This window comes from Intestinirhabdus alba (genome assembly GCF_009711095.1).
Lineage (GTDB): Bacteria > Pseudomonadota > Gammaproteobacteria > Enterobacterales > Enterobacteriaceae > Intestinirhabdus > Intestinirhabdus alba.
On the sequence record NZ_WMJZ01000017.1, the window covers coordinates 94,394 to 105,837 of the forward strand.

Sequence of the window (11,444 nt, forward strand, 5' to 3'; positions counted from 1 at the left end):
CGCACTTAGCGGCGGAGCGTCAGGCTCCGCTTGTTCTCTGCCCGCCCTTCAGGTTACCCGGACGATGGCCGACCGGGATGCCTTTCACCGCGGCGAGAATATCGCTGCCGCGCGCCGTCACCAGCAGGCTATCAACGCGGAAAAGACGCAAAGCCCGCGGCCAACAAAGCGCCGGCCACAGGCACTTTTCGCGCTCTTTTTCCGCCGCGCCTTACAGCTCCTTCAGCAGCTTCTCGACAAACTCCGGCACCGCCTGGCTTGCCGGCCCGTAGTGCTTCTCGGCGAATTCGCTTCCGACGTGGCTCGGCTCCAGGTTCAGCTCGATCGTATGCGCCCCGTGCAGCTTCGCCTCGTGCACAAAGCCGGCGGCCGGATAGACGTGACCCGAGGTGCCGATAGCGACAAAGATATCCGCCATCGCCAGCGCCATGTATATTTCATCCATTCCCAGCGGCATCTCGCCAAACCAGACGACGTGCGGGCGCAGCGGCGCGGGGAACTGGCAGCAGTGGCATTTGTCTTCCGGCGTTACGTCACCGGTCCACTCCACAACCTGGCCGCTCTGAGTACAGCGCACCTTCAGCAGCTCGCCGTGCATATGGATGACGTTCCGGCTGCCCGCACGCTCATGCAGGTCGTCAATATTCTGCGTGACCAGTAAAAAATGTTCGCCGAGGGCCGCTTCAAGCTCTGCCAGCGCGATATGTGCCGCATTGGGCTGAATATCTGGCTGCCGCAGCTGACGGCGGCGGGCGTTATAGAAGGTCTGTACCAGCTGCGGGTTACGCGCAAAACCTTCCGGGGTGGCCACGTCTTCGACCCGATGCTCCTCCCAGAGGCCATCGGCGGCGCGGAAAGTGCGAATACCTGATTCCGCTGAAATCCCTGCGCCCGTTAGAACTAACACTCTTGGTTTTTCCATAACTTCCGGCACCACTCTGTCTCTGAAAAAGATCCGCTGACGCAGTCGCTGGCGCAAAAGGCGCTTATTTTTACGAAAACGGCTTAACCGATGACCCTGACGCGACTGCATAACACCTCTTTTGCTTGCTTAATCGGTTAGATGTAAGAAGGCAGCGCCGCGCATCCCACCGGCGTCGCCGTGGCGCGCTCGCTCAATGCGCGGCACGCGGGCCGCCGGCAGCAGGTAACGCGGCAGGCGCTCTGAAAGCCCGGCGGCAAGGGGGGCAAAGTTTGACAGCCCGCCGCCGATCGCCACGAGATCGGGACCGACGATCGTCAGGATATTCCCAAGACAGACCGCCAGCAAGTCCAGATAGCGCTCCACGTGCGCCCGGGCCTTCTTATCCCCCTGCTCCCAGCGGGCAAAGATCTCCCGGGCCTGCAGCGGCTGATGGTAGTCATGCTGCCAGAGCCAGGCAAACCCGCCGCCGGAGAGATAATTTTCAATGCAGCCCAGTTGGCCGCATCCGCAGCGGCGCAGCGGAAAATCAAACCCCATCAGGGTCAGGGCATCCACCGGCAGCCGCGTATGGCCGAACTCGCCGGTCACCGAGCTGCGCCCGGCGACGGGCCGACCGTTGAGCACCAGCCCGCCGCCCACGCCGGTGCCGAGAATCAGCCCCATCACCAGCGGATACTGCCTGAACTCATCGTCCCAGGCTTCGGAAAGCGCAAAGCAGGTGGCATCGTTGTCGAGACGCACTTCCCGTTCGAGACGCGCGCAGAGATCGGCGCGCAGCGGACGGCCGCTGGCGGCGGGAAGGTTGGCCGCATACAGCGTGCCGTCCGCCGTTTCCGGAATACCGGGCACGCCGATGCCCACCGAGCCGTGAACGCCAAACCGACGATCCGCCTGCGCAACCAGCCCGCAAACGGCCTCTAAAAACGCCTCGTAGTCGTCGCGTGGGGTCGGCACCCGCGTTTGCCACTGCAGGCGTCGCTCACCGTCAAAAACGCCCAGCGCAATTTTGGTTCCGCCAATATCAAGTCCGTAATACATCATTGCTCCTTATTATTATACCCGTCCTCCCCAGGCCGCCTCCGCACGAGCCGCAGGGCGGTGCCATGACCGCTCGCCGTTAAGATCGGTTTCGACCTTCTCCGGTACGGCGCTCCTGAATGAGTTTGGGTATAGACCTTGCAGCTACTGGCCGCTGAGCACCCTCGCAGGGTCGATGTTGCTGGCGCGACGCGCCGGATACCAACTGGCTAACAGACTCAGCACTAATGCCGTGACCAGTACATAAATAACGTCCAGCCAATGTAATTCCGATGGCAGAAAATCAATAAAATAGATGTCACCGGAGAGGAAGCGGTGGCCGATAAGCCTCTCAACGCCCTCCATAATCGGCGTCAGCTGCAGCGAAACCACCACCCCGATGACCACCCCACACAGGCTGCCAAACAGCCCGGCCAACAGGCCGTACCAGACGAAAATGGCACGAATCAAGCCATCTTTAGCACCCAGGGTTCTTAATACCGCAATATCCCCGCTCTTGTCTTTTACCGCCATCACTAATGTGGAAACGATATTAAAGCAGGCGACGCCGATCACCAGCACCATCGCCAGATACATAATGGCGCGAATCATCTGAATATCCCGATACATATAGCCGTAGGTGTTAATCCAGCTCTTGATATAGACATAGCTGTTGGCCTCCTCTCCCGCGGCCCGCACCAGCCGGTTGGCGTTAAAGACGTCGTTCACCTTCAGCGCAATGCCGGAAACGCTGGAGCCCATCTCCAGATACTGCCGGGCATCCTCGATGGGGATCATAGCGAAGCTGTGATCGAGCTGGCCGCTCAGCTGCAGAATACCCGTCACGTGCAGCCGCACGCGCTTCGGCTGCTGCAGCTTGCGATCGGCACTGGCGTTCGGGATCATAATCGACACCCAGTCGCCCTGCTTTACCTTCAGCGCGTCGGCGACGCCCTTGCCGAGGATCGCCTGCTGCTCCCCGGCCCTGAAGCTATCCCAGGCGTGGTTCTGCACAAACGACGGCAGCGCGCTCAGCCGCTGCTCCTGGGCGGGATCGACCCCTTTGACCTGGATAGCGCGCAGGTTGGCCCCGTTCTCCACCAGGCCAGTAAAATTGATGTAGGGCGCTGCCGCCACGATGCCGGGCACCTTCCGCACTTTCTCCAGCGCTTCGCGCCAGTTGTTCCACGGCTGGTTTACGGCCTCGATTTCGCCGTGCGGCACCACCGCCAGAATGCGGTTATTCAGCTCACGCTCAAAGCCGTTCATCGCGCTTAAGCCAACGATCAGCACCGCCACCCCCAGCGCGATGCCGACGGTGGAGATCACCGAGATCAGCGATACCATACCGCCGCGTCGTCTCCCACGGCTGAAGCGCAGGCCGATCAATAACGATAAAGGCGAGGCCATTATTCCGCCCCCATCAGGCTCAGCTCCGCCGTCAGTCGCCCGTCGCGCATCTCCAGCTGGCGACGCATCCGCTTCGCCAGCTGCAGGTCGTGGGTGACCACCAGAAACGCGGTGCCCTGGGCGCGGTTAAGCTCACCCAGAAGCTGAAAAATGCTGTCGGCGTTGCGCGCGTCGAGGTTGCCGGTTGGTTCATCCGCCAGCACCAGCCGCGGATTGTTCACCAGCGCCCGGGCTATCGCCACCCGCTGGCGCTCGCCGCCGGAAAGCTCGGAAGGACGATGGCTCGCCCGATGATCCAGCCCCACCGCCCGCAGCATGTCGCGCGCGCGGGCGGTGATTTCCGCCGTCTTTTTGCGGCCAATCAGCAGCGGCATCGCCACATTTTCCAGCGCCGAAAAGTCCGGCAGCAGATGGTGAAATTGATAGATAAAACCGAGATTCTGATTGCGCAGCTCGGCCCTGGCGTTCGATGAGAGCTTACTCAGCGGCTGGCCGCTGAAGATAACCTCGCCGGAGGTGGGGGTGTCGAGGCCACCCAGCAGGTGCAGCAGCGTGCTCTTGCCCGAGCCGGAGCTGCCGACGATGGCCATCATCTCCCCCTCGTCGACGCTGAAGCTCACGTTGTGCAGCACATCGGTCTGCACGCTGCCTTCCTGGTAGCGTTTGCACAGGTTGTCGCACTGCAACAGGATCTTATTCATAACGTAAAGCCTCAGCGGGTTGGGTGGCGGCGGCGCGCCATGAAGGATACAGCGTGGAGAGCAGCGCGATGGCCATCGCGACCAGCGCAATAATACATACCTGCAGCGGCTCAATGGCCACCGGCAGCGCCGCGCCGTCGAGCAGCGCGCCGACGATTGGCATCAGGTTATTCAGCTGACTGGCAAGCAGCGCACCCAGCGCCGCCCCCAGCAGCGCACCGATAACCCCGGCGCTGGCCCCCTGCACCATGAAGACCAGCATAATCTGCCGCGGCGTCAGCCCCAGCGTCTGCAGAATCGCGACTTCGCCCTGCTTCTCCATCACCATCAGCCCCAGCGAGGTAATAATATTGAATGCCGCAACCGCCACGATCAGGCTCAATAACAGCCCCATCATGTTTTTTTCCATCCGCACGGCCTGGAACAGCTCGCCCTTACGGTCACGCCAGTCCTGCCATTTCGTCCCCGTCGGCAGCGTCTGCTGGCTGAGGGTGTCGACCTTCAGCGGTTCGCTCAGCCACAGACGCCAGCCGGTGATGTTACCCGCCGGGTAGCGCATCAGCCGCGAGGCGTCCTGAATGTTGGTCAGCATCTGGTAGCCGTCGACTTCACTGTTGGCGGCGAAAGTGCCGATCACCGTAAACAGACGCTGGCTCGGCACCCGCCCCATCGGCGTGAACTGGCTGGCGGAGGGCACCATCACGCGGATCCGATCGTCGCGCTTTACCCCCAGCTGACCGGCCAGCTGCTCACCGAGAATGACGTTATAGCGGCCCGGCTCAAGGTCGGCCTGCTGCACGTTGACCAGGTAAGGCGTCAGCGGATCGGCCTGCGCCGGATCGATGCCCAGCATGACCCCTACCGCCACGCTGCGCGCGCTCTGCAGCACCACGTCACCGGTGGTCAGCGGCGCAACGCGGGTAACGCCGCTCAGCGCCGCCGCCCGTTCCGGCACCTGTTGAGGGTTAAGGGAACCGCGCTCAGAAGAGAGAAGCGCCTGGGGCATCAGGCCAAGGATGTTGTTCTGCAGTTCGCGCTCAAAGCCGTTCATCACCGACAGGACCGTTACCAGCGCCATCACCCCGAGGGTAATGCCGATGGTGGAGAGCCAGGAGACGAAGCGGCCAAAGCGATCGGCTGCGCGCCCGCGCATGTAGCGCAGGCCAATGAATAGAGCGACAGGTTGATACATGAAATCCGTTCGGTTGCCGTTAGCAAAGTCACGAGTATATAAGCGAAAGCGGGATGGGTAAATCACTGAACCGTCAGTGTTCATCAGCGGCGAGCCGAAAGCGCCGCATCGCGCCCCAGCCCTGCCCGCCTAACGTACACCTCTGTGTTAAAAGCGGTCGCCGTCGCGAAACCTCTCTTGCCGGCCGATTCGATTTGCTAATGGATAACGATCAAGGATAATAAAGAGCATTGCCCGTTCGCTAAGCGTCCTTATGACATGACGTAAACTTTCAAGAGACACTGACAACAGAATGCCTGAACAACATCGTTATCCGCTGCCGGTCAAGGCTGGCGATCGGCTCCAGTTGGGGGAGCTTACCGGCGCGGCCTGCGCGACGCTGGTGGCGGAAATCGCCGAACGTCATCCTGGCCCGGTGGTGTTGATTGCCCCCGATATGCAAAACGCCCTGCGCCTGCACGACGAGATTCGCCAGTTTACCGACCAGATGGTCATCAGCCTTGCCGACTGGGAAACGCTCCCCTACGACAGCTTCTCGCCGCACCAGGAAATTATCTCTTCGCGCCTTTCCACCCTCTATCAGCTGCCGTCGATGCAGCGCGGGGTGCTGATTGTGCCGGTCAGTACCCTGATGCAGCGCGTCTGTCCGCACAGCTATCTGCACGGCCACGCGCTGGTGATGAAAAAAGGCCAGCGCCTGTCGCGCGACGCCCTGCGCGCGCAGCTGGACGGCGCGGGCTATCGCCATGTCGATCAGGTCATGGCGCACGGCGAATATGCCACCCGCGGCGCGCTGCTGGATCTCTTCCCGATGGGCAGCCCCCAACCCTACCGCCTCGACTTCTTTGATGACGAGATCGACAGCCTGCGCCTGTTTGACGCGGATACGCAGCGCACGCTGGAAGAGGTGACGACGATCAATCTGCTGCCCGCCCACGAATTCCCCACCGACAAGGCGGCGATTGAGCTGTTCCGCAGCCGGTGGCGGGATACCTTTGAGGTCAAGCGCGACGCCGAGCATATCTACCAGCAGGTCAGCAAGGGCACCCTGCCCGCCGGGATCGAATACTGGCAGCCGCTGTTTTTCAGCGAGCCGCTGCCGCCGCTGTTCAGCTACTTCCCGGCCAATACCCTGCTGGTGAATACCGGCGACCCGCAGGCCAGCGCAGAGCGCTTCCAGGCCGATACGCAGGCTCGCTACGAAAACCGGGGCGTCGATCCGATGCGCCCGCTGCTGCCGCCGGAGGCGCTGTGGCTGCGGGTGGATGAACTGTTTAGCGAATTCAAACGCTGGCCGCGGGTGCAGCTAAAAAGCGATCGTCTGCCGGAAAAAGCCACCAACCATAATCTGGGCTTCGCCGCGCTGCCGGATCTGGCGGTACAGGCGCAGCAAAAATCACCGCTGGACGCCCTGCGCAGGTTCCTGGAATCCTTCGACGGTCCGGTGGTGTTCTCCGTCGAAAGCGAGGGCCGGCGCGAGACGCTCAACGAGCTGCTGGCGCGCATTAAGATCGCGCCAAAGCGTATTCTGCGCCTTGAGGAGGCCGCCGGTTCGGGCCGCTATCTGATGATTGGCGCTGCGGAGCATGGCTTTATCGACGGCCGCCGCGGCCTGGCGCTGATTTGCGAAAGCGATCTGCTGGGGGAGCGCGTGGCCCGTCGTCGCCAGGAGTCCCGGCGTACCATCAATCCGGATACCTTGATCCGCAATCTGGCGGAGCTGCACCCGGGCCAGCCGGTGGTGCATCTGGAGCACGGGGTGGGCCGCTATGCGGGCATGACCACCCTGGAAGCCGGCGGCATCAAGGGCGAATACCTGATGCTCACCTACGCCAACGACGCGAAGCTGTACGTGCCGGTCTCGTCGCTGCATCTGATCAGCCGCTACGCCGGCGGGGCGGAGGAGAACGCGCCGCTGCACAAGCTCGGCAGCGACACCTGGACCCGCGCCCGTCAGAAGGCGGCGGAAAAGGTTCGCGACGTGGCGGCGGAGCTGCTGGACATCTACGCCCAGCGCGCGGCGAAAGAGGGCTTTGCCTTTAAGCACGACCGGGAACAGTATCAGCTGTTCTGCGACAGCTTCCCCTTTGAGACCACGCCGGATCAGGCGCAGGCCATCAGCGCGGTGCTCAGCGATATGTGCCAGCCGCTGGCGATGGATCGTCTGGTGTGCGGCGACGTCGGCTTCGGTAAAACCGAAGTGGCGATGCGCGCCGCCTTCCTTGCGGTAGAAAACCATAAGCAGGTGGCGGTACTGGTGCCAACCACCCTGCTGGCGCAGCAGCATTTTGACAACTTCCGCGACCGTTTCGCCAACTGGCCGGTGCGCATCGAAATGCTCTCCCGCTTCCGCAGCGCCAAAGAGCAGGCGCAGATCCTGGAACAGGCGGCCGAAGGGAAGATCGACATTCTGATCGGCACCCATAAGCTGTTGCAAAGCGACGTGAAGCTACGGGACCTGGGGCTGCTGATCGTCGATGAAGAGCACCGCTTCGGGGTGCGGCATAAAGAGCGCATTAAGGCGATGCGCGCCGACGTCGATATCCTGACGCTCACCGCCACGCCGATCCCCCGCACGCTCAATATGGCGATGAGCGGAATGCGCGATCTGTCGATTATCGCCACTCCCCCCGCCCGCCGTCTGGCGGTAAAAACCTTCGTTCGTGAGTATGACGACCTGGTGGTGCGCGAGGCGATCCTGCGTGAAACGCTGCGCGGCGGCCAGGTTTATTATCTTTATAACGACGTGGAAAATATCCAGAAAGCGGCGGACCGGCTGGCGGCGCTGGTGCCGGAGGCGCGCATCGCCATCGGCCACGGCCAGATGCGCGAGCGCGAGCTTGAGCGGGTGATGAACGATTTCCACCATCAGCGCTTTAACGTGCTGGTCTGCACCACCATTATCGAAACCGGGATCGATATTCCCACCGCCAATACCATCATCATCGAACGCGCGGATCGCTTCGGGCTGGCGCAGCTGCACCAGCTGCGCGGCCGCGTCGGCCGTTCGCACCATCAGGCCTACGCCTGGCTGCTGACGCCGCATCCGAAGGCGATGACCACCGACGCCCAGAAGCGCCTTGAGGCCATCGCCTCGCTGGAAGATCTCGGCGCAGGCTTTGCGCTGGCGACCCACGATCTGGAGATCCGCGGGGCCGGCGAGCTGCTCGGCGAAGATCAGAGCGGGCAGATGGAGAGCATCGGCTTCTCGCTGTATATGGAGCTGCTGGAGAACGCCGTCGACGCCCTGAAGGCCGGGCGCGAGCCGTCGCTGGAGGATCTTACCAGCCAGCAGACCGAGGTGGAGCTGCGGGTGCCCTCCCTGCTGCCGGACGACTTTATTCCCGACGTCAACACCCGCCTGTCGTTCTATAAACGCATCGCCAGCGCGAAGAACGACAGCGAACTGGAGGAGATCAAGGTGGAGCTGATCGACCGCTTCGGCCTGCTTCCCGATCCCGCCCGCAACCTGCTGGATATTGCCCGGCTGCGCCAGCAGGCCCAGGCGTTGGGGATCAAAAAGCTCGAAGGTAACGAGAAAGGCGGCACCATTGAGTTTGCCGAGAAGAATCACGTCGATCCGAGCTGGCTGATTGGCCTGCTGCAAAAGCAGCCGCAGCACTTCCGCCTCGACGGCCCGACCCGCCTGAAGTTTATTCAGGATCTGGGCGAGCGGAAAATGCGTATGGACTGGGTGCGCCAGTTTATGGCCCGGCTGGAGGAGAACGCCCGGCCGTAGCCGCGGTGGTTTGTTTCAGAGGGCAAAAGCCCCCGCCGGATAAATCCGGCGGGGGCTTTTTTATCATCGCGGGGCACCGCGACATTCCTGCCGACGATCGTTGTTTTACCGCCGCCCGGGTGCGTTACGTCGGGTTGTTGAGGATCAGCTGACCATTGCTGTCGAGAGGAATTTGCGTGCCGGGATCGTTATCCATACGGATTTTCCCCTGTCGGTCGCCAATGCGATAAGTAACGTCATAGCCGATCATTTTCTTCGACTTATCATAAACCGTCGAGCAGCGCCGCTGGGTGGAGGTATAAGTATCGTTTTCCTGCACCGCGCCCTGGATCTGGTTGCCGGCATAGCCGCCGCCCAGCGCCCCGACGACGGTCGCCACATCTTTACCCCGGCCGCCGCCAAACTGGTGGCCAATCACGCCACCCGCCACCGCGCCCAGCACCGAACCGGCAATTCGGTTCTCATCCTGCACCGGCTTACGGTGAGTTACCGTGACGTTGCGGCACACCTGGCGTGGGGTTTTGATGGTCTCTTTTATCGGGGTTGCGGACACCACCTGCGCATAGCGGGGGCTGCGGTCAAAAACATCGAGACCGGCTACCGCCGCCACGCCCAGCGCGGCGGCAACGCCGATCCCTATACCCGCCAACATGGATTTATTCACGGGAGCACCTCCTTCTGACTGTTCCGTCTCATTCTCCAGGACAGGCCCAATGCAGCCAATCAGAACAGGGATGAAAAAGGCCAGGCCGGATGGCAAAGGGGCAGGTTTCAGAGAACTCCGAGCGAACGAAGCGGCGGCCTCCGGGCGACGTTCACGCGCCGCCCGGAGCGCCGCAATCAGTGCAGCTTCAGGCGCGGACGGATCGCGCGGTTGATGCTGCTCACCAGCATTATCAGCCCGGTTTTAACGTAGCCGTGCAGCGCGATCTGGTGCATACGGTAGAGCGAAATATAGACGAAGCGCGCAATACGCCCCTCAATCATCATTGAGCCGCGCGTCAGGTTCCCCATCAGGCTGCCGACGGTGGTGAACTCCGACAGCGACACCAGCGACCCATGATCCTTATAGCGGTAAGCTTTCAGCGGCTTGCCCTTCATCTGCGCCAGGATATTGCTGGCCGCGCAGGAGGCCATCTGATGCGCCGCCTGGGCGCGCGGCGGCACAAAGCCCCCTTCCGGGCGCGGGCAGGAGGCGCAGTCGCCGATGGCGTAAACGTCCGCATCGCGGGTGGTCTGCAGCGTCGGCTCCACCACCAGTTGGTTAATGCGGTTGGTTTCCAGGCCGCCGATCTCCTTCATAAAGTCCGGTGCCTTGATGCCCGCCGCCCAGACCATCAGATCCGCATTAATATACTCGCCCTCTTTGGTATGCAGACCGCCCGCGTCGGCGCTGGTGACCATTGTTCCGGTCAGCACCCGCACGCCCAGCTTGCTCAGCTCGTCGTGGGCCGCGCCGGAGATCCGCGGCGGCAGCGCGGGCAGAATGCGCTCGCCCGCCTCCACCAGCGTCACGTTCAGCGCGTCGTTGGTCAGCCCTTTATAGCCGTAGCTGTGCAGCTGTTTTACCGCGTTATGCAGCTCGGCGGAAAGCTCCACGCCCGTCGCCCCGCCGCCGACGATGGCGATATTCACCCGGCCGTTGCTCCCCGGATTGGCGGAGTATTTCAGGAACAGGTTCAGCATCTCCTGATGGAAGCGGCGCGCCTGGTTCGGGTTATCAAGGAAAATGCAGTGCTCCTTTACCCCCGGCGTATTAAAGTCGTTGGAGGTGCTGCCCAGCGCCATGACCAGCGTGTCCCAGGCGATTTTCCGCTCCGGCACCAGCAGCTCGCCCTTCTCGTCGCGCAGTTCGGCAACGGTCAGGGTTTTCGCGTCACGATCGATATCCATTACCGAACCCAGTTGGAACTCGAAGCCGTGGTTGCGCGCGTGGGCCAGATAGCTTAGGGCATCCACTCCCTCATCCAGCGATCCGGTCGCCACCTCGTGCAGCAGCGGCTTCCACAGGTGGCTGTGATTCCTGTCGATCAGGATGATTTTGGCCCTCTTTTTGCGTCCCAGCCGGTGGCCCAGCTGCGTGGCCATCTCCAGTCCGCCGGCACCGCCGCCGACAATCACGATCTTTCTCAATGGCGTAGTCATCCTGCCCCCTTAAAAATATTAACCAATTGTTAGGTAATGGTTACCAGTGTAGCCCTTACCTAACAGCAGGTTACGATAATGAAAATGTTCATCGCTACTGAGGATAGCATGAACGGTGCATTGGTCATACCAAAATTGATGTACATCAAGTTAGCTTGTTGAAAAGATAAACGACGGCGTTATGACGCCAGCAGATAGGTCGCGGCGCTTTTCTTCTGCGGGCTGGCGCACAAAAAAACCGAAGGCCCGACGGTTCCCTATAAATAAAGACAGGCATATACCCTAAATAATTCGAGTTGCAGGACAAAACGCAGC

The 11,444-nt window shown here is 61.7% G+C and carries 9 protein-coding genes; 1 reads left to right on the forward strand and 8 read right to left on the reverse strand.

The features are described from left to right. Positions 1–19: 19 nt before the first annotated feature. The 6 genes from GJV78_RS23940 to lolC form a co-directional block, all read right to left on the reverse strand. Positions 20–151, reverse strand: coding sequence for a hypothetical protein (locus GJV78_RS23940; protein ID WP_269140482.1), 132 nt, complete (start codon positions 149–151; stop codon positions 20–22). 60 nt (positions 152–211) lie between these two features. Beyond that, on the reverse strand, positions 212–1,033 hold the full coding sequence (cobB, locus tag GJV78_RS13360; protein ID WP_155108829.1) for a Sir2 family NAD+-dependent deacetylase: 822 nt from the start codon (positions 1,031–1,033) through the stop codon (positions 212–214). A gap of 18 nt (positions 1,034–1,051) precedes the next feature. After that, entirely contained in the window at positions 1,052–1,963 is a 912-nt protein-coding gene (nagK, locus tag GJV78_RS13365; RefSeq protein WP_155108840.1) for an N-acetylglucosamine kinase, read from the reverse strand. 144 nt (positions 1,964–2,107) lie between these two features. Further along, complete coding sequence (lolE, locus tag GJV78_RS13370; protein ID WP_155108830.1) at positions 2,108–3,352, reverse strand: lipoprotein-releasing ABC transporter permease subunit LolE; 1,245 nt, start codon at positions 3,350–3,352, stop codon at positions 2,108–2,110. Then, a complete protein-coding gene (gene lolD, locus GJV78_RS13375) occupies positions 3,352–4,053 on the reverse strand; it encodes a lipoprotein-releasing ABC transporter ATP-binding protein LolD (protein WP_155108831.1) in 702 nt (233 codons plus the stop codon). The genes lolE and lolD overlap by 1 nt, the downstream gene beginning before the upstream one ends. Next, positions 4,046–5,245 (reverse strand): lipoprotein-releasing ABC transporter permease subunit LolC, encoded by a 1,200-nt coding sequence (gene lolC, locus GJV78_RS13380; protein WP_155108832.1) that lies wholly within the window; start codon positions 5,243–5,245, stop codon positions 4,046–4,048. The genes lolD and lolC overlap by 8 nt, the downstream gene beginning before the upstream one ends. Before the next feature lie 292 nt (positions 5,246–5,537). Here lolC and mfd point away from each other — a divergent pair, with 292 nt between their 5' ends. Next, on the forward strand, positions 5,538–8,984 hold the full coding sequence (mfd, locus tag GJV78_RS13385) for a transcription-repair coupling factor (RefSeq protein WP_155108833.1): 3,447 nt from the start codon (positions 5,538–5,540) through the stop codon (positions 8,982–8,984). 124 nt (positions 8,985–9,108) lie between these two features. Here the strand turns inward: mfd and GJV78_RS13390 are convergent, their stop codons facing one another. Both GJV78_RS13390 and GJV78_RS13395 read right to left on the reverse strand, forming a co-directional pair. Continuing rightward, positions 9,109–9,648, reverse strand: a complete 540-nt coding sequence (locus tag GJV78_RS13390) for a glycine zipper 2TM domain-containing protein (RefSeq protein ID WP_167519565.1) — start codon at positions 9,646–9,648, stop codon at positions 9,109–9,111. A 176-nt stretch (positions 9,649–9,824) separates the two neighbouring features. Then, positions 9,825–11,129, reverse strand: a complete 1,305-nt coding sequence (locus GJV78_RS13395) for an NAD(P)/FAD-dependent oxidoreductase (RefSeq protein ID WP_155108834.1) — start codon at positions 11,127–11,129, stop codon at positions 9,825–9,827. Positions 11,130–11,444 lie beyond the last annotated feature (315 nt).

Bases quoted from the DNA above. Each gene is read 5' to 3' on its own strand.
- cobB (WP_155108829.1), bottom strand. From the start codon at position 1,033: ATGCAGTCGCGTCAGGGTCATCGGTTAAGCCGTTTTCGTAAAAATAAG.
- nagK (WP_155108840.1), bottom strand. From the start codon at position 1,963: ATGTATTACGGACTTGATATTGGCGGAACCAAAATTGCGCTGGGCGTT.
- lolE (WP_155108830.1), bottom strand. From the start codon at position 3,352: ATGGCCTCGCCTTTATCGTTATTGATCGGCCTGCGCTTCAGCCGTGGG.
- lolD (WP_155108831.1), bottom strand. From the start codon at position 4,053: ATGAATAAGATCCTGTTGCAGTGCGACAACCTGTGCAAACGCTACCAG.
- lolC (WP_155108832.1), bottom strand. From the start codon at position 5,245: ATGTATCAACCTGTCGCTCTATTCATTGGCCTGCGCTACATGCGCGGG.
- mfd (WP_155108833.1), top strand. From the start codon at position 5,538: ATGCCTGAACAACATCGTTATCCGCTGCCGGTCAAGGCTGGCGATCGG.
- GJV78_RS13395 (WP_155108834.1), bottom strand. From the start codon at position 11,129: ATGACTACGCCATTGAGAAAGATCGTGATTGTCGGCGGCGGTGCCGGC.